This is a genomic window from Amycolatopsis sp. NPDC058278 (assembly GCF_042881395.1).
Taxonomy (GTDB): Bacteria; Actinomycetota; Actinomycetes; order Mycobacteriales; family Pseudonocardiaceae; genus Amycolatopsis.
Map to the genome: position 1 here is coordinate 1 of NZ_JBHVXZ010000030.1, position 24867 is coordinate 24867.

The window sequence follows — 24867 nt, forward strand, 5'->3', positions numbered from 1 at the left end:
CGGCGCGCCCGGCCCCAGCCGGAGTCGCGCCGGTACTGCGCGGGGACCACCAGGAACGGCTACGGGACTTGGGCGCGGGCCGGATCGCGACCATGGACGCACAGGGCATCGACGTCTCGATCCTTGCCCTGACACCACCGGGAACCCAGTCGCTACCCGCCGAAGAAGCGCTGCGCCTGAGCCGAACCGCGAACGACGTCGCCGCCGCGGCCGTCGCCGCCCACCGGGTGAAGCGGCGGCGCCGGACCGGGCGAGTTCGATACCCCATGAGGCGGTTCCCATCTTCGTTGACGGCGCGAATGTTATCGCTCACATTCCGGCGGCGGAAGCCTTGAATTTTTCAGAGCCGGGAGCCGTGCTCAGCGCTCGGCCGAGGCGCCTCCGATACGTCGTCCCCGCGCACTACTGACCCAAAGATCCAGTTCAGCGAGGCGCACGGCGCTTCGTCACGTCCAGCCGGAGGACGCCCAGAGGCCGGATACTCGTCGCCGGTGTCGTCCCCGCCCGCTGTTAGCGTTAACCGAATGGCCGTAGGCGCGGCTCGCCGTCACGGTCGAACGGTCGAGGTGATCGCCGCGGTGACCGCGGCGACCGCGGGCGTGGCGGCACCGGGGAGCCGGGCCACGAGAACCCGGCGGATCTCCGGTGGTGCGCCTTCCACTCGCAGGGAGAGCACACCGGGCGGGAGGACCGGCGCCAGGCCGTCCGGGATCGTGGTGACCCCGAAACCACCGGCCACCAGGTGCAGTTTGGTCAGCCAGTCGCGGGCGCTGTGGACGATGCGCGCTCGCCCCGGCAGACCCGGCCAGACGCCGAGCAGCGGCTCCGCGCTCGATGACGGGGTGGCGATCCAGGGTGCGTCGACCAGTTCGTCGACGGCCACGGACGCGCGGCCCGCGAACGTGCCGGTGGCCGGCGCCGCCACGAGGAGTTCGGTGTCCCGGACGGTCGTGACGTGCAGGCGGGGTGACTCGCCGTCCGGCGGCCGGTGCGGTGGCCGGGAGGTGAGTACGGCGAGGTCGAGCGAGCCGGTGCGCAACGCCCGGGCCAAGCCGGGCGTGGTGCCTTCGCGGGTGGTGACCCGGACCCCCGGCGCGGTCCCGGCGAGCCGGGTGAGCGCGGCGGGCAGGATGACCGGCCCGGCGCTCGGGACGAGCCCGAGCCGCACCACCTCCGTGCGGGGAGCCGCGCCGATCAGGTCGCGTTCGGCCGCGTCGACCGACTCCAGGATCGCTCGCGCGTGGCGCAGCAGGGTCAGCCCGGGCTGGGTGAGGCGTACCCCGTCGGTCCGCCGCTCGAACAGGGTGGCGCCGGCGCTGCGTTCGAGGGCGACCGCCTGGCGGGACACCGCGGACTGCGTGTAGCCCAGCGCCGCGGCGGCCGCGGTGAAGCTGCCCGACTCGGCGATCCGGCAAAGCACCCGCAGGCTCGTGCTCGACACATCCATGCCTACTACGCATAGCAGAGATGCGCGATCAGCGCTTCCCGCATACCCCGGGCCGCCCTACCGTGGCGGAGGACGAGACAGAAGGGTTTTCCATGCGTGCAGCGACATTGACCGCGTTCGGTTCCCCGCTCGAGGTGCACGACGCACCCGACCCGGAAGCCGGCACCGGGGAGGTCCTGGTCGAGGTGCTGGCCACCTGTGTGCCCCCGTACGCGGCCGAAGTGTTCAGCGGGGAACGGCGCTATCCGCTGGAACCACCGGTCGTGCCGGGCGTCGGTGGCATCGGCCGGCTGGCACGCGTGGGACCGGACGCGACCAAGCTCGAGGTGGGCGATCTGGTGTGGTGCGACTCGACGGTGCGCGCCCGCGACGACGCCCTGACGCCGGACATCACGCTGCAGGGCTGGAGCTCACGCGGTGAGGGCGGCGCCCGGCTGGCCCGGTACCTGCACGACGGGCCGTTCGCCGAACTGATGCGGGTGCCCACCGAGAACGTCCACCCGCTGCCGGCCGCCGCCGCGGCGGATCCCGCGCGCTGGTCCGCGCTGGGCGTGCACACCATTCCTTACGGTGGGCTGCTGGCCGGCCGGCTCGCGGCCGGGGAGACGGTGCTGATCAGCGGGGCGACCGGCAACCTCGGCAGCAGCGCGGTAGCCGTCGCGCTCGCCATGGGGGCCGGGCACGTGATCGCCCCGGGCCGCAACCGGGCCGCCCTCGACCTGCTCGCCGGCCGGTTCGGCTCCCGGGTGAGCCCGGTCGTGCTCAGCGGGGACGAGGACGGCGACCGCGCGGCCATGGCCGCCGGCGGCCCGATCGACCTCGTGCTCGACCTCCTCCCGCCCCGGGCGCCCAGCTCGGCGGCCCGTGCCGCCGCCATGACCGTGCGCGAGTACGGGCGGGTCGTGCTGATGGGCGGTGTCGGCATGCTCGGCGGCGCGGACCTCGCCCTGCCCTACCCCTGGATCATGCGCAACTCGGTGACCGTGCGCGGCCAGTGGATGTACCCGCGCGCGGCGAACACCGGCATGATCCGGCTCGTCGCGACCGGCGCCCTGGACCTCACGCCCGAGCGCGTCACCCGCTTCGGCCTCGACCAGGTCAACGACGCCGTCACCCACGCGGCCGCCCACGGCGGGCCCTTCGACCGCACGGTCCTCATCCCGAGGACCTGACTCACGCGGCGGAGGTCCGGGGCTCGACCTGGTGGGCGGCCGCGTAGTGCGCGGTGCCGATGGCCCCGGCGACCGCCAGGGCGAAACCCACCGCGGCCGCGACGGTGAAGCCCTCGCGGACGCGGTCGTCCAGCACCACCACGCCGATGAGCGAGGACACCGCCGTGTTGGTGGTGAACATGATGGCGGTGACCGCGGTCGCCCGGCCGCGTTGCAGGGCCATCGCGAACGCCACCGCCGCGACCAGCCCGTTGGCGATCATCGCCCACAGCGCCGGCTCCACGGCGAGGTGCCAGACCGGCCCGGACGCGTCGAGCGTGCGCGCCGAGATCCCGACGACGCTGAACCCCAGCCCGGCGCAGAATCCGAGCACGATCGGCGCCCAGCGGCCGTCCCGGCGCTGGGCGGTGAACGCGATCGCCGCGATCACCACCGCCACGCCCACCAGCAGCAGCTTCCAGCCGGGCGGCAGCGGCCGCGCGGGACCCGGGTCCGCGGACAGGCCGAGCAGGACCAGGCCGGTCGCCCCGACTCCCAGCGCGGCCCACCCGGCACCGGCCAGCCGGACGCCGAGGATCGCGGAGATCGTCGCGGTCACGCCGACGCTGAACGCGAGCACCGACTGGACCAGGAACAGCGGCAGGCGGTGCAGCGCGGCGGCGGCGAAGACGAACCCGAGCAGGTCCACTCCCACCCCGAGGAAGTAGAGCGGCTGCCGGCGCAGCGCGACCAGGTCCTGAGGCGAGCCGCCGAAGGCACCGGCCCGCCGAACGCCGGCGGACTCCAGGATGGAGCCACTACCCGAGGCGACGGCGGCCAGCACCGCGAGGACGTATCCGAGGAGCACGGCCTGAGTGTGCCAGCCGCCGGTGACCGACCGGGCCGGTGTCCCGGCCACCGCCCGGCCTCAGGCCGCACCGGGGCGGCCGTCGCCACTGCGCGCGGCCGGTACGACCTGCTTCGGTGCCTGGAAGCCGCCGGTCTTCGGCTCGAGCAGTTCGGCCAGCCGCAGCGGGGTGCGGTCCTCGGACATCGGGCCGATGAGCTGCACGCCGACCGGCAGGCCCTCGGGGGACCGGCCCGCGGGCACGGCGGTGGCGGGCAGGCCGGGCATGGTGGCGAGGCCGGCCCAGACGAGCTGGTCGAAGTACGGGTACGCGACGCCGTCGATGTCGATGCGCCGTGCCATCGGGTTGGGCGTGTGGTCGTGCGGGAACGCGGGCGTCGGCGTGATCGGGCACACCACGGCGTCGAACTCGGTGAACAGCTGCCGCCAGCCGTGGCGGTGGACCTCGCGGCGGTGGTTCGCCTCGAGCCAGTCGCGGTGGCCGGACAGCATGGCGCGCAGCCGCACGGCGTCGAGACTCCGGTCGTCCGCGCTCAGCCCGGCGACGCGGGTCCGCAGCTGCTCGTCCGATTCGACGGGAAACCGCGCCACGGAGCCCGAAATCAGCAGTCGCATGTAGAGCGTCGCCGCTTCGGTCAGGTCGGGCAGCAGCGGGCTGTGCCGTTCGACGCGGGCACCGCCGTCGACGAGCGCGTCGGCCACCCGGTGCACGCCCGCCCGAACGGCGGCCCCGGTCGCGATGAGCGGGTGCTCGTCGAGGACCAGGACCCGGAAGTCGCCGAGTCTCTCGTGACGGGCGGGCGGCAGGGCCAGCTCGTGCGCCACCCCGAGGGTCAGCGGGTCCGGCCCGGCCATGACGTCGAGCAGGAGTGTGAGGTCCCGGGCGCTGCGCGCCATCGGACCGACGACGGCGAGGTCGAGTTCGACCGGCAAGGCCGGTTCGCCCGGCGCGACCATGCCGCGGTTGGCGACCAGCCCGAGTGTCGGCTTGTGCGCGTAAACGCCGCAGAAGTGCGCGGGGGTGCGCAGCGAGCCGGCGATGTCGGAGCCGATGGACAGCGCGCCGAACCCGGACGCCAGGGCCGCCGCCGAGCCGCCGGACGAGCCGCCCGCCGTGCGGCCGGGGTCCCACGGATTGGTGGTGGTGCCGTAGATGTCGTTGAAGCTCTGGATGTCTTGCAGCCCCAGCGGCACATTGGTCTTGCCGAGCACCACGGCCCCGGCGGCCTTGAGCCGCGACACCTGCACGGCATCCTCGTCGGGCCGGAAGTCCCGGTGCGCCACGATGCCCCAGGTGGTGGGCAACCCGGCGACGTTGTAGCACTCTTTGACGGTGACCGGAACACCGAGAAGAGGCCGGTCTTCACCACGCGCCCGTGCCTGATCGGCCCGAACCGCGGCAGCCCGCGCCCGACCGAAGTCCGGCACGCAGATCGCGTTGACCACGTCATCGTCACGTTCGATCCGGGCGATGGCCTCATCGGTCAGTTCCACGGAGGTGACCGAACCACCCCGCAACGCGGCAATGAGTTCTTCGGCGGTGCAAAAGCTCGATTCCATGAATCCGAAGCTATCGACGTGCTGGAGAGGACACGAAATCCCACTTCGCGCAACAGGGCACTGTGTTCATCGGCGAAGTCGCGCACTCGTGCTCCTGTTGAAGGCTTTCCGTCGCAGGTCAGGGTGTCGACAACGGCTGACTCCACTTGTGCGAGCCATGAAATGCGACATCGTGCAACGGGATGGATGTCTCAATTCCTGCTGGTAGGCACAGCGGAAACCCGAGCGGGTTGTGGGGGCGCATCGCAGGCCACGATTATCGTTGGCGCAATGGGTGAGGCTGACCTTGGACACCGCGCACTCGCCGAAATGAGCGGACCCGGCGCAACTGGTGGAGCTACCGCCGTGCGGTGGTGTGGACCGAGGCGCGGGTTGCGGCGCGGTGAGGCGACCAGGCTGCGCTGGTGCGATCTCGACCTCGACCCTGCGGTTGTGCTGCTCAATGCTTCTTGGTGCTGCAGGTGACCATGGTCGAGGCGGCTGCGCCGGTCGCGCCGCGGGTGGGAGAGGTGACCTGAGCGTCGACGAGATTGCCGTCTGGGTCGACGATGCTGCAGCTGGCGCCACTCGGCATGGTCGAGAGGACGGTGAGCGTAAGAGAGCCGGCCCGGATTTTGTCGCTGTTGCCGCCGTTGGTGAGGTCGAGTTGGCCGTCGCTGTCTTCGGAGACCCAAGCGGCGCTGATGTTGCCGGTGGCACCGACGGTGTAGCCGACCGGTGGCGGCCCGCTCGGGAGTTTGACGATCAGGATGACGCCGGCGGAGATGATGAGGACGGTCGCGGCGAGGCCGACGTACAGCAACGTTCGGTATCGGCGGGGCGTCGCGCCGGTCTGCACTGCACACCGGCACAGGTCGTGAAGAGACGGCGAAATGACCGATATATCGCAAATGGCAGGTCTGGTGGCGTAGAGCGACACTCATGCGAGCAGCGGCTTTGCCGTGAATACCCCACTTGGTCTCTTTTCTTCGGTGGCCTGATCCGTCAGGGTGATCTTGGGTTCGTCGGGGGCCCGGCTGTGTGCTGGTGCTCTTGGGCGAGGGGGATCTCGTGCGTTGTTTTGGTGCGCGTTGGCGCGCTCTTTTGGTGTGCGTTGCCGTCGGTGTCGGGACCGTGGTGACGGTCGAACCGGCTCATGCGGACACGCCTCGGGTTGTTCCGGGTTCGGCTCCGGACGAGGTCACGGCGACCGCGTATGCGCGTGAGGGTGGTAAGCCGGTCGAGGTGGCGTCGGAGACGACGGAGACGTCGCAGGTGATGGCGAATCCGGACGGTTCGTGGACGATGACGCAGTACGTCCACCCGGTGCGGGTGAAGCAGGCCGGTGCGTGGGCGCCGGTCGACACCACGCTGGTGCGGCGGGCGGACGGGTCGGTGGGGCCGAAGGCGGTCACGATCGACGTCAGGCTGAACCCCGGTGGTACCGGCTCCGCGGCTGTTCCGATTGTGCAGGCGGGGCAGGATGGCAAAGAGGTCGGCCTGAAGTGGACGAGCGATTTGCCGGCCCCGGCCTTGAACGGTGACACCGCCACCTACTCAGAGGTGCTTCCGGGCGTTGACCTGACGGTGCAGGCGGTGGCTGAGGGGTTCACCCAGAACCTGGTGATCAAGACGCCGGAGGCGGCGAAGAATCCGAAGTTGCGGGAGATTCCGTTCGGTCTCCACACGCGCAACACGACTGTCACGGTCGCGGCGGGCGATGGTCGTGGTACGCAGGCTGCCCCGGCTGATGGGCTGGAGGTCAGGGACACGGCCGGGCGGGTTGTGTTTTCCGGGGATGCCTCGCGGATGTGGGATTCCTCCGGTGACGGCTCCCCCGCAGAGCGGGAGCTCGGCGAGGGCGGCGGCCGGCGCGAGGCCGTGATGGACGTTGCCCTCACTCCCGACAAGGTGACCATCACCCCGGATCAGGCGTTCCTGACCGACCCGGCCACCCGGTATCCGGTTCTGCTGGATCCTGACAGCTGGTGCGATTCGTGCGGGGTCCAGGCGCATGTGGTGGTCCAGTCCGGGTTCCGGGACGCGCACAACTGGAACCGCACGGACAAGGACCTGTCCAACCTCAAGGCGGGTTACGAAAACTACGACACCGCCGGGACGTCGCGGTCCTACATCGAAATGAACTCCGCGCGCCTGGGTGGCACGGTGGTGAACCGCGCGACGCTGAACACCAAGATCCAGCACAGCGCCAAGTGTGATGGGGACGCGAAGCCGACCGGACTGTGGTTGTCGAATCCCGCCTCACCGGACACGACGTGGGCAGCGCAGCCGGGCTGGAGCTACCAGGTGTCCACCATGAACACCGCGAACTGCCACGACGCGCCGGACGTGTCGGGTGTGTTCGAAGCCACCTCGGCGGCGAAGGACGCTGCGGCGAACAGGTGGCAGAGCACGTGGTTCGTGCTGGCGGCCGCCAACGATGGTGACGGGATGGCGGCGTGGCGCCGGTTCGACCTGAACCCGTATTTCGCGGTGAACTACAACTCCTACCCGAACTCGCCGGCGGCGCTGTCGATGCAGAACGGGACGCTGCCGTGCACGTCGGGACCGGACCGGCCGTGGGTGTACACGAAGACGCCGCAGATCGCGGGCCGGTTGTCCGATCCGGACGGTGGCACCGTCTACGGCAAGTTCGCCCTCGCTTACGGCGCGCTCGGCCACAATGTCTATGTCCACGACAACGGCGGCAACCTCGTACCGGTGGGCACGGGCGGGTCGAACCAGGAGGCGACCGCGCAGCTGGCCGCGGTGCCGCCGGGGTGGATCAACGAGGACGGGATCTACAACTGGTCGATGCAGGCCACCGACGGTGAGCTGTGGTCGAACTGGGTCGGCAACTGCGAGTTCACTGTGGACACCAAGGTGCCGATGCCGCCGGTGCTGGCGATGGCGGCGTGGACCAACCCGAAGGTTCAGGGCGACGCGGTGGAGTTCAGCGTGTGGACCGGCATGGCCACCGAGAACCTCTACGACATCGACCACTTCATCTACACCACCGACGGTTCCGAGCCACAGCCCCAGGGCTCACCGACCGCGCCGGCCACCGAAGGTGTCGACGCGAACGGCGAGATGGTCGCCACGACGGCGATCAAGGTGGTGGCGGCCAACGGCAACCAGAACCTGATCAAGGTCAAGTCGGTGAACAAGGCCGGCATGCCCAGCCCCAACGCCACCTGCGTGGTGCTGCCGAACTCCAACCCGGCGTTGGACGGCCCGTCCTGCTCCTACCACGTCCAGCCGCTGACGCCCGGCAAGAACCTGGTCGCGGCCTGGGGCGCCGATGAACCGTCCGGGGCGACTTTGATCGACAGTGCGTCGTCGACACCGGACAACGCGACGCTGCCCACCCATCCGGCCACCGTGTCCGGCGGTGTCAACCGAGGTGTGGGCTACAACCACGGCACCAGCTGGACGCACCCCGACACCAGCGGCTACAGCGATGGCGTGAAGGGCGCGATCGGCCTCGACGGCACGAGTGGCTACGCCCAGACCGGCGATCAGGTGCTCGACCTGTCGAAGTCGTTCTCGGTGGCGGCCTGGGCGAAGCTCACTGATACGACGCATTCGCAAACCATCATCGCCCAGGACGGCACTCAGGCGATGGCGGTCGCGTTGCAGTACAACCTGGAAACCAACGCCTGGGCGCTGCGCGTCACGGCAGAGGATTCGGCCACCCCGGCGGCTGCCTGGGCCTTCTCGAGCGGACCAGCCCAGATCGGGGTGTGGACGCATGTGGCGGGGACGTATGACGCGTCGACCCATGTTGCGACGCTCTACGTCGACGGCGCGAAGCAAAGCACAGTGATCGCCCAGCCCTGGGCGGCGACCGGAACGGCGGAGCTGGGTGCAGCGAAATGGGCTGGGGCCCGCGCCGATTACTTCCAGGGGTCGCTGGATGACCTGCAGGTGTGGCAGCGGGCTTTGTCCGGGCAGGACGTCCACGACCTGGCCGGCGTGGCCGTGCCCCTGGCGAACTACGGCTTTGCCGAAGGCTGCGGACCGGAGCTGACCTCAGCGACATCGCGCGTCCCGTCGCTGCAGGCGAGCTGGGCGCTCGGGCAGACCAGCGGGAACACGGCCACCGACAGCACGGGCTACGGCAACACCATCACACTCACCGGCGGTCACGCCTGGGTAGCGGGCCACGACGGCGGCGGGCTGCAGCTCGACGCATCGAGCGGCTATGGATCCACCAGTGGTCCGGTGGTGGACACAGCCAGGTCCTTCACCGTATCGGCCTGGGTCAACCTCGCCGATCTCAACGCCGATCACACCGTGCTGTCCCAGGCCGGCGCCCAAGCCACCAACTTCGTTCTGCGCTATGACAAGACGGCCAACAGGTGGGCGTTCGGGATGTCCCCGGCCGACAACACCGCGGCGGCGATGACCTGGGCGATGGGTACCTCGGTTCCGCAGGCCGGGACGTGGACGCTGCTGACCGCGGCGTTCGACAAAGTCACCCGGCGGTTCCGGCTGTCGGTGAACGGGAAGCACGAAGCCGACGCCACGGTGGCGTCGGCGTGGACAGCGAGCGGGCCGCTGCTGCTCGGGGCCGCGCCCGGTGGGAAGAATCTGTTCAAGGGAGTGCTCGACCAAGGGCAGGTGTGGTCGCACACTCTCACGGACGACCAGATCGCGGCGCTGACCGGCCAGAAGTACGTCGACACCGTCACCAACGTGACCGCCACGGCCAGCGGCGGGGTGTCGCTCGCGGCCGAGAGCGGCAACGGCGGCGAGCCGGCGGGGTGCGCCGCACAGTTCGACAACACCTGGACCGGCCGGCTGGTCGGCCCCCGCCCGGCGAACTTCCGGACGGAGAAGTCGTTCACCGTCGAAGGCTGGGTGAAGCACACCTGGACTGCGGCCGACATCAACGCCTCCGGCCCGGTCGACCCCGCGACCAGGACGCTGATCAGTACGGACGAGGCGCAGTTCTCCCCGTTCTTCCTCGGCTACCGCCCCTATGAGGATGAGGCCGGCCGCGACCACGGCGCCTGGAGCCTGATCCTGACGGTGCCCAGTGCCGATGGGGTGTTCGGGTCCATCGAGTACAGCGATCTCGACGCGGTCGACAACCAGTGGACCCACCTCGCCGCGAGCTACGACGTCGCCAGCAAGACAATGTCCCTCTACGTCAACGGTGTCCTGCAACAGGGTCGGTTCTCCACCGCTTCCGGGAACGCCACCGGGGTGGACGTGGGGGCGAGCACCGGGGGAGTGCTGATCGGTAGCGGGATCTGGACCGGGCAGCGCACCAACAACCTCCACGGTGCCGTGGCGGGCGTGCGGGTGTTCTCCGGCCTCCGCGGTACCGACGCGATCAATACCGACCGACGACTCGACGATCCGGGCGATCTCTTCGGCATCGTCCACTAGCCCCCGTTGACTTCGGCGTGTCGAGCGCCGGCTGGATCCAGGCAGGTTGACATGAGCTTTTCGCTTGGCGTTGGACGCTCCACCAGATGGAGCCGGGCAACGGCACTTGGTGTCGCTGTCGTCATGTTCGGCTCGGCGCAGACTGCGGCTGCGGAAGCTGCTGGGGGCGGTTGGCACGGTCTCGGCTGGGACCTGCCGCCGCTGCAGCAGACCCGGTCGGTCGAGGGCAAGGACGGCGGTTTGCAGCCGCCCGCCGCCACGACGCCGAAGTCGGCAGTGCCTGCGACAGTGAAGTGGCCTGCCGCGGCCGACGCCCACGTCGACTTGCCCGCGACCAGCGGAACGGTCGACTCCGTCCGGGCAGTCCCGGCACAGCCGGTGACCGTCTCCCGTGGACTTGCCCGGCAGCAAGGGAAAGCGACGGTGCAGGCCGCGGACCGCGATCCGCATGCCGCCGGCAAGATCCGTGTGAGGACGCTCGACCAGGTCGCCACCGCCAAGACGGGCATCAAAGGTGTCCTGGTGCAAGTGACCCCGGAGTCCGGTGACACCGGGGGAGCGGTACAGGTCGACGTCGACTACCGCTCGTTCGGCGACGCTTTCGGCGGTGACTTCGGCGGCCGTCTGCACCTGGTGGAATATCCGTCCTGTCTGCTGTCCACGCCGGACCGGCCTGAGTGCCGTGTCGGCGCGCCTCTGAACTCGGCCAACGACAGCAAAACCCGTCACGTCACCGCTGACGTCACCTTGCCTATCGTTCAGTCGAGCTCGCAGCGCGGCGCCGCGGGGACTTCCATGGTCGTCGCGGTCGAGGCGGACACGAAGGGCGGTGGCGGCGATTTCGGCGCGACCGACCTCAAGCCCTCCGGCGCTTGGACGGCCGGCGGCTCGTCGGCGGACTTCAGCTACTCCTACCCGATCAGCACACCGGCCGCTGTCGGCGGAACCGGTCCCTCGGTCAAGCTGAACTACTCCTCGAGCGCGGTCGATGGCTTGACCTCGGCGACCAACAACCAGGCCTCAGGCGTCGGCGACGGCTGGCAGCTGTCGGGCAGCGGGTTCATCGAGCGCCGGTACAAGGGCTGCGGCGAGGACCTGGGCGGCAACAACGGCCAGACCAAGACCGGTGACCTGTGCTGGTTCAACGACAACGCCACCATCTCATTCTCCGGCGCCAACGGTGACCTGATCCTGGACAAGAACACCGGGACGTGGCACCCGAAGGACGATGAGGGCACCCGTGTCGAACGCCTTACCAGTGGTGCCAACGGAGACAAGTTCGGCGAGTACTGGAAGGTCACCACGCCCGACGGTGTCCAGTACTTCTTCGGTCTCAACCACCTGCCTGGCTGGGCTTCGGGCAAGGCGGAGACGCAGTCGACGTGGACCGTGCCGGTGTTCGGGAACAACGGCGGTGAACCCTGTAACGCCTCGACCTATGCCGCGTCGTGGTGTGACCGTGCGTGGCGCTGGAACCTCGACTACGTCGTCGACCCGCGCGGCAACGCGATCGCGTACTACTACCAGCCGGAGACGAACTACTACGGACTGAACCGCAACGCGTCGACCGCCAACAACCCGGGGACTCCCTACACTCGCGGCGGGTCCTTGCAGAAGATCGAGTACGGGTTCAACACCCACGCGGGCGACACCTTCGGCCACGCACCGGCCCAGATCCTGTTCGACACCGCCGAGCGATGCTTTCCCAGCGGCGCGACCACCTGTGACCCGAGCCAGCTGAATGCCGGCACGGCCACGTCCTGGCCGGATGTGCCGTCGGAAACGATCTGCGCGCAAGGTGCTGTCTGCACGTATGGCTCACCGAGCTTCTTCTCCCGCAAGCGCTACACCAAGATCACCACCCAGGTCTCTGACGGCGTCGCCGGCTGGAAACCCGCCCGTGAATGGGCACTCGCGCAGTCCTTCCCGCCCACCACGGACGGGAACAAGACTGCCCTGTGGCTGGACTCGATCACCGAGACCGGGAAGATCGCGAGCCCGAACACCGTCGGCTCGCCGGTCACACTGCCGCCGACGACCTTCCACCCGCGGGCGATGGCCAACCGGGTCGACCCGGGTCAGTACACCGCACTGACCCGCAACCGGATCGACGCGATCACCAACCCTCAGGGCGGCTTGACCACCATCGCCTACGACGACCCCGAGTGCGTGCCGGGCGGCAGAATGCCCGACCCGGCGAATCTCAAGGACAACACGTTGTCGTGCTACCCGGAGTACTGGACGCCGCCGGGCGCCAATGCCCCCGTCCTGGACTACTTCAACAAGTTCCGGGTGAAGCTGGTCGAGGAGGACGCGCACACGACCCGCCAGGAGCAGCACACCGTCACCCGTTACGACTATCTCGGCGGGGCGGCCTGGCACTACGACGATGACCCGTTCACCGATCCGAAGTACCGCACGTGGTCCCAATGGCGCGGCTACGGCGACGTCAAAACCACCACGGGCCTCGGTGTCTCGGCTGGTGACCCGTCCGGGCCACCGGTGGTGACCGAGGCGTTCTACCTCCGCGGTATGGAGGGCGCGACCGTGACCAGCGGCAACTGGCACGAGTCGGTCACCGATCGCAAGGAAATGGCGGGGTTCCTCCGCGAGACTGTCACCTACCGCGACGGGGCTGTCATCGGCGGCACGTTGAACGATCCGTGGGTGTCGGATCCCACCGGAACCGACGTCTACGGCCGCACGTCGGCCTACACCGGCAAGGACACCAGCCGCACCCGGACCTGGCTGGACACCTCCAAGACCTGGCGGATCTCGCGGACCCACACCACCTACGGGAAATACGGCCTCGCGACCGCGGTGCAAACCGAGGGCGACACCGCCGACCCCCAGCAGACGAGCTGCACGACCACGACCTACCTCGAGAACACCCAGGCGTGGCTGGTCAGCTACGCCAGCCAGTCGCAGAAGTTCTCCGGCGTCTGTGACACCAAGACCAACCCGGCCGGACCCGCCAACATCATCAGCGACGTCCGCAACTACTACGACACTCAAGCTTTCGACGTCGCGCCGGTCAAGGGCACCATCACCCGGACCGACACCCTCGATGACTGGCCCGCCGCCGGGACCGAGAAGTGGACGGCCCCGGCAACGACCACTGTCTACGACGACTACGGCCGTTCGACCAGCGTGACCGACGTGCTCGGCTTGACCACCACGACCGCCTACACCCCGGCGACCGGAGGCCCGCTCACCCAGGTCGACACCACGACGCCACCGATCAGCACCACCGACCCGACCCGGCTAACCGCCACCAAGTACATCGACCCGATCTCCGGGATCTCGATCGCCGGCAAGGACGCCAGCGGCCTGCGCACCGACGCGACGCAGGACGCCCTCGGCCGCATCATCTCCGTCTGGAAACCCGGCCACAGCAAGGCAGCGAACGCACCGGCCGACGCCATCTTCACCTACACGGTGAAGAACACCGGCGACGTCAGCACCGTCGCCGCGCAAACCCTGCTCGCCACCGGGCAGTACGCGACTTCGTACACGCTCTACGACGGTCTCGGCCGCACGATCCAGACGCAGGCACCGCGCACCGACGACGGGCCAGGCCGGATCATCACCGACACCTACTTCGACTCCCAGGGCCGGGCCTACAAGACCCACAACGCCTACTGGAACAGCGCGGCCCCGTCGACGACGCTCTACGTCACAACCGACGTTTCGGTCCCGAACACCACCCTGACGACGTTCGACAGCGCCGGTGCCGCTCGGGCCAGCGCCTATCTGCTCAATTCGGTCGAACAGTGGCGCACCACAACGATCCCGGACGGCGACCGGGCCACCACGATCCCGCCCGAGGGCGGCACCGCCACCACCACGGTCACCAACGGACTCGGCCAGACCGTCCAGCAGCTGCAGTACAAGGACCCCGCGAAGACCGCCGCCGGGTCGCCGGCCGACACCACGACCTACACCTACACCCGCAGCGGCCAGCAAGCGACCGTCACCGACACCACCGGCAAGAACGTCTGGACCTTCGACTACGACCTGCACGGCCGGAAAACCTCGGCGACGGACCCCGACACCGGAAAGTCGACGTTCACCTACGACGTCGGGGACCGCCTGCTGGCCACCACCGACGCCCGCAACCGGCTCGTCAGCTACACCTACGACAACCTCGGCCGCAAGACCGCCGAGTACGACGGCCCCGCCACGACCGGCATCAAGCTCGCCGGCTGGACCTACGACACCCTGCTGCCCGGTCAGCCGACCAGTTCTACCCGCTACATCGACAGCAAGGCCTACACCAAGGAAACCACCGGCTACGACACCGCGGGCAGACCCACCGGCAGCAAGGTCACCATCCCGGCAGGGGACCGGGGTATCGCCGGAACGTACAACTTCGGCGTCACCTACGACCCGGGCTCGGGCGCCATCCGCACCACCAGCAGCCCCGAGGTCGGCGGCCTGCCCGGTGAAACACTATCGATCGGCTACTACACCGGCGGCGCCCCCAAAACCCTCTACTCCAGCGCCGAGACCAAGCTGGTCTCGAACACCGGCTACAACCCCTTCGGCCAGCCCCTGCGCACCGAATTCAACGACTCCGCCAGCCCTTACCAGGTCGCGGTCACCAACACCTACGAAAACGGCACCAACCGGCTCGCCACGGTCCAGGCCCAGCGATCGACGTCGTCGAACTTCTGGATCACCAACCGCGTCTACACCTACAACGCGGTCGGCAACACCACCAAGATCGCCGATACCCCACCCGACGAACCGGCGGACACGCAGTGCTTCCGGCAGGACTACCTGCAACGCCTCACCGGAGCCTGGACCCCTTCGTCCGGTGACTGCGCGGCCCAGCCGACCAAGGTCGGTATCGGCGGCGCGGCACCGTACTGGACGTCCTGGGCCCTCGACGACACCGGCAACCGCAAGACGCAGGTCCAGCACACCGCCGCCGGTGACGTGACGACCAACTCGGCCTATCCCGCCCCGGGGGAGAAGCGCCCGCACGCGGTCCAGGCCGTCACCACCGACGGCCCGAACGGCAAGACGCAAACCAACTACAGCTACACCGACGCGGGCAGCACCGAGACCCGCGGCCCCGCCGGTTCTGCGCAGACGTTCACCTACGACGCCGAAGGCCACGTCGCCGCCGCGAAAGAAGCTAACGGCGCAGAAAGCAAGTACCTTTACGACGCCGACGGAAACCTCCTCATCACCAAGGACCCGTCGGGGACGACCCTGTCGATCGGCGACACGGAATTGTGGGTTCCCACCGGTGGGTTCTTCGCATCCGGGACCCGGTTCTACAGCTTCAACGGCCAGACCATTGCGACGCGCACGAGTTCGGGCGGGTTGAGCTGGAAGCTGGCCGATCACCACGGCACCACCTACGCCACGGTCGACGCGGAAAACCTGGCCGTGAGCAAGCGCTGGCAGGACCCCTACGGTAGTGACCGTGGCACCCCGGCGTCGACATGGCCGGATAAACACGGCTTCCTTGGCGGCTACCAGAACACCACGGGCGTGACGCACATCGGTGCCCGTGACTACGACCCGCTGACCGGGCGGTTCATGACCGCGGACCCGGTACTCGACACCAGCAATCCCCAGGCGTTGAACGCCTACAGTTACGGCAACAACAGCCCGGTGTCGTTCAGCGACCCGACCGGCATGGTCCTGCAGATCGACGGTCGGCCGGCGTATATCGGTTCGGACGCGATGAGGTCAATGAGCCCGGCAAACTGGGCGCGGGCTTACCAGTACAACTACGGTGTCGCCCGAAACTGGGCAGTTGCCGTGACGCATAAAACTCCTCCCACGTATCCCGCTTTTGTTGGCAAAGAGAACCATGAGTTGACGCCGAAGCAACGACGAGCGCGCTGGGAGACCCAGTTTGCCAACTGGTCGCTCGAGCCGCCAGACCGGCGTCCGCCGGACTACGACCAATTTAAAGCGGCGTTCTGCTCTGAATTCTCCGACTTGAGCGAATGTGAAACACGTCCTGAGCACGATGGGCCGCCCTCGGTCGAAGGAGCGATCATGGCGTTGACGCTCCTCATCCCGTGGGGGGCGGTGTTCCGCATCGGTGGCGAGTTCGTCGCCGGGGCGGTCGCCGGCATCGAAGGATCAGTCGCGGCTGGTGGAGCCGTCGCCGGCGGTGTCGGCGCCGGCGCGCTCGGAGACCTCGGAGCGTCGGCTACCGCAGCGAAGATCGCAGCCGCGGCGGCTCGTGGTGAGGGTGCCGCAGCCCGATGTATGAACAGCTTTACCGGTGATACACCGGTGCTGATGGCAGATGGCAGTAGTAAGCCGATTGCCGAGGTCAAAGTGGGCGACGAAGTCGCCAACGCCGAACCTGCGGACCGCCTCGTTCAACGACATGTCGTGACGGCGCTACACATCACCGACGACGACCACGACTTCGTCGACATCACGGTGCAGACACCAGTCGGCCCGCGGACAGTTCGCACGACGGCTCACCACCCCTTCTGGAACGCATCGCACCACGCCTGGACCGACGCGGCTGACCTCGAGGTCGGTGACCTGCTCTCCACGCCGGGCATCGGCCTCGTCACTGTCGGATCCGTGCGTCGCTACACTGGGGCGAATCGCACCTTCAACCTTACTGTCGAGACAGTTCACACGTACTATGTACTCGCTGGTCATACGCCAGTTCTCGTTCACAACTGCGGCGGTCTGGGAGATCCGTGGCAGGTAGCAGATCGGGTCTCCGGCGCAAAGGATGGCCACATATGGAGGCTTCACGGCCCCGGTACCCCCGCAAGATCTGCAAACGGTACGGCGAGTAAGTTCGGGGTTGGCACCTCGCCAGAGGATGTCATTGACCAGGTGATGGCTGGTGTGAATAAGGATACGCTGGTGGGGCCCGGAAGGATTCCGGGGACGCATATTCACGAGTACGACACGGGAATTCCTGGATTTGGTACTGTGGACGGAATGCCGACCTCGTGGATTCGCGTATTTGTTGATGATGCTGGTAGCCTGGGTACGACATTTCCGATTTTGAGATAGGAGAACTGGTGGCATGGTTGAGACTAGTGCGGCCTATCTACTGTCAACTAATCCTGGGTTTGAGGGTCCTGAGTTGGGGCTGGACTTGTCGACGGCTCCAGGCTACCAACTGTTCTTCTCCTGCTTCATGGGTGACCTTGACCTCTCGCTGAATGGGGTTAGCTTCAGGACTAATTTTGGTTGGATCGCAACACTTGGGTACGCTATCGCGTTCTATCGCACTGTTCGAGAGTTGCCTGTCAATGGAGAATCGACAATTGACTTCCAGGAAGATAGCGATTGGATCAAACTTCAGTCAAGAGGTGATCTAGTGCGAGTTTCCTGCTCATATTCATCCAACGAGCAGGAGGTTTCTTATCGAGATTTACTGACTATATCTCTGACCAGTTTGCGGGATCTTCTTAGCTCGCTTTTGGTGAGATTTCCGGAGTTGAGGGATAATGACTCGCTGGGTAAAGCAATTACTGAGATAGGCTTGACTTTCCCTGATCATTAATCGGCTGGCTGGCGCGTCGGCGCGGCGTCGGAAGTGGTGGAGATACGGGACTGAGGCAAAGTCGGATATCGGCGGTTCAACCTACGGTCAGGTCATTGCGATGCGGACGATTTCGGGTGGCCTGAGTTGGAAGCTGGCTGATCACCACGGCACGGCTTACGCCACGGTGAAGGCGGCGGACTGACGCCGTGTAAGCGCTGGCGGGAGCCCTAAGGCAGTGACCCGTGGGACACTGCCGTCGGCTTGACCGGACAAGAACAGGTTCTTCGGCGGTTCCCGAGGTGGGGGCGCGGCAGCACGGTGTGTGAACAGCTTTACCGGTGATACACCGGTGCTGATGGCAGATGGTAGTAGTAAGCCGATTGCCGAGGTCAAAGTGGGCGACGAAGTCGCCAACGCCGAACCTGCGGACCGCCTCGTTCAACGACATGTCGTGACGGCGCTACACATCACCGACGAGACGACGACCACGACTTCGTCGACATCACGGTGCAGACACCAGTCGGCCCGCGGACAGTTCGTACGACGGCTCACCGCCCCTTCTGGAATGCCACGGACCAGGCCTGGACTGACGCGGCTGACCTCAAGACCGGTGACCTGCTCTCCACGCCGGGCGCCGGCCTTGTCGCCGTTGGATCCGTGCGTCGATACACTGGGGGCAATCTCACCTACAACCTCACTGTCGAAACTGTTCACACCTACTATGTGCTCGCCGACAGTGTGCCGGTGTTGGTGCACAACTGTGGACCGTTGGAGCTCGATCCTTGGCAGGTGCAGGAACGTATTGATGGGCACGTAGCGGGTTTGCACGTGTTTCGTACGGGAAGTACGGGCTCGAAGTTCGACGACATGTCGAATGAAGATATTATGAACTTGGTTTACGACGGAGTTAGAGGGCCTGTTACCAAGTGGAACGAAGACAGAATCGGCCACTTTCATGAATGGGACACTGGGCGCACCATTGGCGCAGTCAATGGGCAGAGAACCTCCCGAATTGGCGTGTGGATAAACCCGGGACCGGATGGCGGGTGGCTGCTCGGAACGGTCTTTCCAATCCGTTAGGTGAAAGTAGATGAATGTTTAAAATTGCGTACGAATTAGCCGGAGTCCCTGGACTGCGTCGGGAGGATCGAACCGAACCCTCCACGGCGTCAAGTGTTGACATGTTGTACTCGTGCTTCACCGGCAATGTATCAATTCAGGCCGGTAACGTCGATTTGAGCGCTAATTTTGGCTGGATTCCTCTGCTGAGCTTCGCCAACAATATCGACTTGATGGTTGAACGGCTTGTGCTCGGAGAGGTAAAAGTTTACCATTTTACTGAGAGTGACGATTGGATTAGTCTATCCGAACAAGAGGCTGGCATTAAAATGGAGTGCAGTTATCTTCCTGGCACGGTTGGATTTGTCGGTCGTGAAGACGTGCGGAAGGGGGTCAGGTTGGCGAGCTTGACCCTTGTTGACTGCATAGAGCGAAAATATCCAGAGATTGGTTCGAATGCAGTTTTCCTCGACATTGCATCTCGTATGAGGAGTGAATAGTTGATTTTGCTTGAGTGGTGACCTGGCTGCAGCCCTATCGACGGTGGTGACCAGGCGTGAGTGCTGTATGTATCAGGACTGTGGGGCTCGAGAAGTCATCGCCGCTGGTGGGAGCACATGTGCGCAGCTTCTCTTCGGCGGCTGAGATGCTACCGGGATGATCATTTCTTTGCTGTACCGGACAACTCGTGCGTTGTTGTCCGTGCCGGCGATCCTGCTGCGCCGGGACGCCGGCAAGGACGTCGAGTTGCTCGTTCTCCGACATCAGAACGCGGTGCTGCGGCGACAGGTCAACGGTCCGGTCCGTTATGAGCCCGCAGACCGGTTCTGGCTGGCCGCGCTGTCGTCGCTGCTTCCGCGCCGCCGCTGGCGCAGCGTCTTCCTGGTCACTCCAGGGACGCTGCTGAGCTGGCACCGCAGGCTGATCGCCAGGAAGTGGGACTGTACCGCTCGACGTCGACGCACCGGGCGTCCACCTACAGCGGCTGCGCTGCAGAGGCTGGTGCTGCGTTTGGCACAGGAGAACCCGCGATGGGGTCACCGCAGAGTTCAGGGTGAGTTGGCTCGGCTGGGACACCGGATCGCGCCGTCCACGGTCTGGGAGATCTTGCATGCGGCTGGTGTCGACCCGGCTCCGCGCCGCACCGGTCCGAGCTGGCGCGAGTTCCTCACCGCCCAGGCCGAGGGGATCATCGCTGCGGATTTCTTCCACGTGGACACGATCACCGGCAGGCGGTTGTATGCGCTGGCGTTCCTCGAGCATCGCACCCGCAAGCTCCACATCACCGGTGTCACTGCGCACCCCACCGCGCAATGGGCGACCCAGCAAGCTCGTAACCTCGCCAGCGACCTGGGCCGCCGAGTCGAGTCGCTGCGCTTTGTCCTTCGCGATCGCGATAGCAAGTACACCGGTTCCTTCGACGCGGTCTTCGAAGCCGAGGAGATGCAGGTGCTCCTTACTGCGCCTCAGGCTCCGCGGATGAATGCTCACTGCGAAAGCGCGATCGGGACCATTCGCCGCGAGGTCCTCGACCACATTCTGATCATGAACGAGGCGCACGCCGGACGGGTCCTCGCCGAGTACCAGGAGCACTACAACAGGCATCGACCACACCGGTCTCAAGGCCAGCGACCACCCGACGTCCAGGAACAGCCCTGTGGCATCCAAGACTTTGAGGCCCGCAGACTCTTGCGGACCCCGGTCCTCGCAGGAGTCATCAACGAGTACCGATACGCCGCCTGAGCTGCAGCGACGACTTTTCGAGCCCCACACGTGCAGAACATGCTGCGGCACTCGTCGATCACCGTGACGATGGACACGTACATCACCGTGCTGGCCGAGGTTGCGCTAGCCACTGCCGAGGCGACCACCAAGATCATCACCCGGACGGCCTCGCGACCGCTCGGGCGCATCTCGGGCTCTTTACCGGCCAGTGTGGACAGAAAGGAAGTGGAAGAAGTGACTCCAGATAACACAAAACCCCAGGTCGAAGAAGTCTTCGACCTGGGGAGTGAGGGTGCGCCATCAGGGACTCGAACCCCGAACCCGCTGGTTAAGAGCCAGCTGCTCTGCCAATTGAGCTAATGGCGCCGGTGTCTGCCGGAGGCTTCCCTCGGCGACGTGGAAAAGATTAGCACCCGCTCTCCAGGCCCGTTTCAGGGGGGTCCCCCTACCCGGTTCCGGCGTTGCCGCCCCGGTGTCGGGGCTGGTCGGGCACACTGTAGTCGGACATCGACGGCGAAACGGGCGGGTGGGCATGCGGGGTGTGACGGTGCGGTTGCTGGTGGCCGCCGGGGTGGTCGGCCTGTCCTTGGCCGGGTGCAGCAGTAGCCCTTCGGGTGAACCTCCGCGGGAGACCGCTTCCGCGAGCAGCAGCGCTCCCAAGCCCGCGCCGAAGCCCGCCGTGCTCACCCTCACGCCCGCCAAGGACGCGAAGGACGTTGCGCCCGGGGAGCCGGTGAGCGTCGCCGTCGCGGAGGGGAAGGTCGGGGACGTCAAGCTGACCGGGGCCGATGGCAAGGTCGTCGCCGGCAAGCCGCGGGCCGACGGCTCCGGGTGGGACTCCGCCGAGCCGCTCGGCTACGGCAAGACCTACAAGCTGACCGCGACCGCCACCGGCTCCGACGGCAAGCCGGTCACGGCGGAGTCGACCTTCAGTACCGTCAAGCCCGCCCGGCAGCTCGGCGTGTCCGTGAACCTCGTCGAGGGCGAGACCGTCGGGGTCGGGATGCCGCTGATCTTCACCTTCACCGGCAACGTCACCGACAAGGCCGCGGCCGAGAAAGCGCTGAAGGTCTCCGCGGAGCCGGCCACCGAGGGCGCCTTCCGCTGGTCCGGCGACAAGCAGGTCACCTGGCGGCCGAAGGACTACTGGAAGAGCGGCACCAAGATCAAGGTCGACGCCGCCGTCTACGGCAAGCCGCTCGGCGGTGGCAGCTACGGCCGGGAGGACAAGGGCGCCAATGTCACCGTCGGCGACAAGCTCGTCGCCGTCGCCGACGGCGGGACCCACCAGATGACGGTCACGATCAACGACAAGGAGGTCAAGACCATGCCGACCTCCATGGGCAAGCCCGGTCACAACACGCCGCAGGGCACCTACACCGTCATGAGCGAGCACACCGGCTACACGATGAACTCCGCCACCTACGGCGTGCCCGAAGACGCGCCCGGCGGCTACAGCACCTTCGTCCAGTACGCGGTCCGGCTGTCCTACAGCGGGATCTTCTACCACTCCGCGCCGTGGTCGGTGCGGCAGCAGGGCCACAGCAACGTCAGCCACGGCTGCCTGAACCTGTCGCCCGAGAACACGAAGTGGCTGATGGACACGTCCAAGAAGGGTGACGTCGTCACGGTGCAGAACAGCGGCGGCCCGAAGCTCGAGCCGACCGACGGCTGGAGCGTCTGGCAGCTGTCCTGGGACGAGTGGCGGACGGCGGCGAACTAACCCGAGTCGCGGACCAGCTCCCGCGCTTCGGCCTCGGTCGACACCGCGGGTCCCGAGCCCCACAGCGGTTTGTTCGCAGTTTCGCGGCTGAAGTACACCGCGACGGCGCCGATCGCGCCGGCCGCCATGAGGTACCAGGCCGGCCAGAAGTCGTGGCCGGTGGCGGAGATCAGCGACTGCATGACCAGCGGGGTCGTGCCGCCGAAGAGCGACACCGAGATGTTGAACGCGATGGACAGCGCGCCGTACCGGATGGCCGTCGGGAACAGCGCGGGCAGCGCCGCGGGCATCGACACCTCGAAGCAGAGCAGCAGCAGGCCGAGCCCCATCAGCCCGAGGAAGGTGAGGACGAGGCCGCCGTCGTGCACGAGCAGCATCAGCGGCCAGGACAGCACGAGGAACCCGAGGCAGCCGGCCATCATCACGGGTTTGCGGCCGACGTGGTCGGTGATCCGGCCGCCGACCATGATGATGAGCATCATCACGACCATGACGACGATGATCAGCAGCAGCCCGTGGGTGGCGTCGAGGTGCAGCTGCTCGGACAGGTACGTCGGCATGTACGACAGCAGCATGTAGTCGGTGACGTTGAAGACGAGCACCAGGCCGACGCACACGAGCAGCGCGGGCCAGTACTCGGTGAACATCTTCCAGAACGGTTCGCCGGACTTCCCCCGCTTCTCGGCCTCCGCGGCGTGCTTCTGGAAGGCGGGGGTCTCCTCCAGCTTCAGTCGCATGTAGAGCCCGATGATGCCGAGCGGCCCGGCGACCAGGAACGGAACGCGCCAGCCCCAGTCGAGCAACGTCTCGTGCGGCACCCAGGCTTTCATCCCGGTGACGACGGACGCCCCGAGCACGTACCCCGACAGCGTCCCGAACTCGAGCCACGAGCCCATGAAGCCCCGCCGCTTGTCGGGCGAGTACTCGGCGATGAAGGTGGTGGCGCCCCCGTACTCCCCACCGGTGGAGAAGCCCTGAACCATCCGCGCGAGCACGAGCAGGATCGGCGACCAGACCCCGATCGAGCTGTAGGACGGAATCAACCCGATACAGAGCGTGCCGATGGCCATCATGATCATGGTGACGGCGAGCACCTTCTGCCGCCCGATCCGATCCCCGAGCGGCCCGAAGACAAGCCCCCCAAGAGGCCGCATGAGGAAGGCGGCGGTGAAGGCCCCGAAGGTCCCGATCAGCCGAACCCCAGGCGACACACTGGCGGGAAAGAACACCTCGGCAATGGTGTCGGCAATGTAGGCATAGACCCCGAAGTCGAACCACTCCATGGCGTTGCCCAGGGCCGCAGCCCCAACAGCCCGCTTCAGCAGAGAACGATCAACAACGGTGATGTCCTCATACCGAAGCTTCTTCTTCCGGCCCCTGACCTTCCCACCTGAACGTTCCACGCCTCAACGGTGCATCCCCACCCCGCCGTCCGCACGCTGAGCCATCCAGTCGTGAGCGTTACCACGAACGGCCCAGTGCCCAAGCCTCAAACGGACACCCGGCAACGCGACGCAACCACACGGATGGGGGTCCGGGGGCGCGCCGCCGGCGGCGGGGGGCCGCCGCCCCCCCCCCCCCCGGGGGTGTGGGGGTTCGACCCCCACAAAAAGGCGAAACCCCAGTTTGGGGGAGGGCCCGCCAGGGCCCGACCAAACCGGGGCAATGGGGTGAGCGACGGGTTTCGAACCCGCGACCTCCTGGACCACAACCAGGTGCTCTACCAGCTGAGCTACGCCCACCATCTGCGAGGGGACCGCGTGCGATCACCTCGTTGGCTGTAATCGTAGCGGGTGCCCTCGCGGGGTTTGCAGGGGGTTACCTCTGGTGCTGTTCCTGCACTTCAGCGGCGGCGGCTTTGGCTTCTTCGCTGGTGGGGCCGGGTTGGGGGACGAAGGCGACGCGCCGGTAGTAGTCGAGTTCGCCGATGGATTCGCGGATGTCGGCGAGGGCGCGGTGGGCGAGGCCCTTCTCGGGCTTGGCGTAGTAGATGCGCGGGTACCAGCGGCGGACGAGTTCTTTGACGGAGGAGACGTCGACCATGCGGTAGTGCAGGTGGGCGTCGAGGGCGGGCATGTCGCGGGCGATGAAGCCGCGGTCGGTGGCGATGGAGTTGCCGGCGAGGGGGGCGGTGCCCGGTTCGGGGACGTGCTCGCGGATGTAGTCGAGGACGCGGCGTTCGGCTTCTTCGAGGGTCACCGTGGAGCGGCGGACTTCTTCGGTGAGGCCGGAGTGGGCGTGCATCTCGCGGACGATTTCGGGCATCCCGGCGAGTTTTTCCTCGTCGGCGTGGATGACGATGTCGACTCCGTCGCCGAGCACGTTGAGTTCTGCGTCGGTGACGAGGGCGGCGATTTCGATCAACGCTTCTTTGCCGAGGTCGAGCCCCGTCATTTCGCAGTCGATCCAGACTAGGCGGTCGGTCACCTGGTGACCCTAACCCGACACGGGGATATGAAGGGCGTT

Annotated in this window: 12 protein-coding genes, 2 tRNA genes and 1 pseudogene; 7 read left to right on the forward strand and 8 right to left on the reverse strand. The window is 67.0% G+C overall.

Going from position 1 to position 24867, the window contains the following annotated elements; all coding sequences use genetic code 11:
* Positions 1 to 547: 547 nt before the first annotated feature.
* A complete protein-coding gene (locus ACFVYA_RS17860) occupies positions 548 to 1447 on the reverse strand; it encodes a LysR family transcriptional regulator (RefSeq protein ID WP_387046205.1) in 900 nt (299 codons plus the stop codon).
* Between the two features lie 92 nt (positions 1448 to 1539).
* On the opposite strand from ACFVYA_RS17860, the gene ACFVYA_RS17865 reads away from it, so the two are divergent.
* Positions 1540 to 2619, forward strand: coding sequence for an alcohol dehydrogenase catalytic domain-containing protein (locus ACFVYA_RS17865; RefSeq protein ID WP_387046207.1), 1080 nt, complete (start codon positions 1540 to 1542; stop codon positions 2617 to 2619).
* A gap of 1 nt (position 2620) precedes the next feature.
* Here ACFVYA_RS17865 and ACFVYA_RS17870 read toward each other — a convergent pair whose 3' ends face one another.
* The 3 genes from ACFVYA_RS17870 to ACFVYA_RS17880 all read right to left on the reverse strand — a co-directional run bounded on the left by ACFVYA_RS17870 (position 2621) and on the right by ACFVYA_RS17880 (position 5864).
* Positions 2621 to 3466, reverse strand: coding sequence for a hypothetical protein (locus tag ACFVYA_RS17870; RefSeq protein WP_387046209.1), 846 nt, complete (start codon positions 3464 to 3466; stop codon positions 2621 to 2623).
* A gap of 60 nt (positions 3467 to 3526) precedes the next feature.
* Positions 3527 to 5026 (reverse strand): amidase, encoded by a 1500-nt coding sequence (locus tag ACFVYA_RS17875; protein WP_387046211.1) that lies wholly within the window; start codon positions 5024 to 5026, stop codon positions 3527 to 3529.
* Between the two features lie 439 nt (positions 5027 to 5465).
* A complete protein-coding gene (locus ACFVYA_RS17880) occupies positions 5466 to 5864 on the reverse strand; it encodes a hypothetical protein (RefSeq protein ID WP_387046214.1) in 399 nt (132 codons plus the stop codon).
* A gap of 386 nt (positions 5865 to 6250) precedes the next feature.
* Here ACFVYA_RS17880 and ACFVYA_RS17885 point away from each other — a divergent pair, with 386 nt between their 5' ends.
* The 5 genes and pseudogenes from ACFVYA_RS17885 (at position 6251) to ACFVYA_RS17905 (ending at position 20696) form a co-directional block, all read left to right on the forward strand.
* Complete coding sequence (locus ACFVYA_RS17885; protein ID WP_387046216.1) at positions 6251 to 10402, forward strand: LamG-like jellyroll fold domain-containing protein; 4152 nt, start codon at positions 6251 to 6253, stop codon at positions 10400 to 10402.
* 51 nt (positions 10403 to 10453) lie between these two features.
* On the forward strand, positions 10454 to 17416 hold the full coding sequence (locus tag ACFVYA_RS17890) for an RHS repeat-associated core domain-containing protein (protein ID WP_387046218.1): 6963 nt from the start codon (positions 10454 to 10456) through the stop codon (positions 17414 to 17416).
* Between the two features lie 970 nt (positions 17417 to 18386).
* Positions 18387 to 18974: pseudogene (locus ACFVYA_RS17895) on the forward strand (polymorphic toxin-type HINT domain-containing protein); the annotation flags it as partial.
* Positions 18975 to 19075: 101 nt separating this feature from the next.
* Positions 19076 to 19453, forward strand: coding sequence for a hypothetical protein (locus ACFVYA_RS17900; protein WP_387046220.1), 378 nt, complete (start codon positions 19076 to 19078; stop codon positions 19451 to 19453).
* A gap of 157 nt (positions 19454 to 19610) precedes the next feature.
* Entirely contained in the window at positions 19611 to 20696 is a 1086-nt protein-coding gene (locus ACFVYA_RS17905; RefSeq protein ID WP_387046222.1) for an integrase core domain-containing protein, read from the forward strand.
* Positions 20697 to 20971: 275 nt separating this feature from the next.
* Here the strand turns inward: ACFVYA_RS17905 and ACFVYA_RS17910 are convergent.
* A tRNA-Lys gene (locus ACFVYA_RS17910) sits at positions 20972 to 21044 on the reverse strand.
* Between the two features lie 166 nt (positions 21045 to 21210).
* Between ACFVYA_RS17910 and ACFVYA_RS17915 the strand changes: the two genes are divergently transcribed.
* Positions 21211 to 22401: an Ig-like domain-containing protein gene (locus ACFVYA_RS17915; RefSeq protein ID WP_387046225.1), complete on the forward strand. Its 1191-nt coding sequence runs from the start codon at positions 21211 to 21213 to the stop codon at positions 22399 to 22401.
* Here the strand turns inward: ACFVYA_RS17915 and proP are convergent.
* The 3 genes from proP to orn form a co-directional block, all read right to left on the reverse strand.
* Complete coding sequence (gene proP / locus ACFVYA_RS17920) at positions 22398 to 23804, reverse strand: glycine betaine/L-proline transporter ProP (RefSeq protein ID WP_285985511.1); 1407 nt, start codon at positions 23802 to 23804, stop codon at positions 22398 to 22400. The genes ACFVYA_RS17915 and proP overlap by 4 nt on opposite strands.
* A 263-nt stretch (positions 23805 to 24067) precedes the next feature.
* Positions 24068 to 24143: transfer RNA gene (locus ACFVYA_RS17925), tRNA-His, on the reverse strand.
* 76 nt (positions 24144 to 24219) lie between these two features.
* Positions 24220 to 24828 carry an oligoribonuclease gene (gene orn, locus ACFVYA_RS17930; protein ID WP_071831683.1) on the reverse strand — a complete coding sequence of 203 codons (609 nt, stop codon included), beginning with the start codon at positions 24826 to 24828 and terminating at the stop codon, positions 24220 to 24222.
* Positions 24829 to 24867: the final 39 nt, after the last annotated feature.

Coding starts and splice junctions, on each gene's coding strand:
- ACFVYA_RS17865 (WP_387046207.1), top strand. CDS start 1,540: ATGCGTGCAGCGACATTGACCGCGTTCGGTTCCCCGCTCGAGGTGCAC.
- ACFVYA_RS17890 (WP_387046218.1), top strand. CDS start 10,454: ATGAGCTTTTCGCTTGGCGTTGGACGCTCCACCAGATGGAGCCGGGCA.
- ACFVYA_RS17900 (WP_387046220.1), top strand. CDS start 19,076: ATGTTGTACTCGTGCTTCACCGGCAATGTATCAATTCAGGCCGGTAAC.
- ACFVYA_RS17915 (WP_387046225.1), top strand. CDS start 21,211: ATGCGGGGTGTGACGGTGCGGTTGCTGGTGGCCGCCGGGGTGGTCGGC.
- ACFVYA_RS17860 (WP_387046205.1), bottom strand. CDS start 1,447: ATGGATGTGTCGAGCACGAGCCTGCGGGTGCTTTGCCGGATCGCCGAG.
- ACFVYA_RS17905 (WP_387046222.1), top strand. CDS start 19,611: ATGATCATTTCTTTGCTGTACCGGACAACTCGTGCGTTGTTGTCCGTG.
- ACFVYA_RS17875 (WP_387046211.1), bottom strand. CDS start 5,026: ATGGAATCGAGCTTTTGCACCGCCGAAGAACTCATTGCCGCGTTGCGG.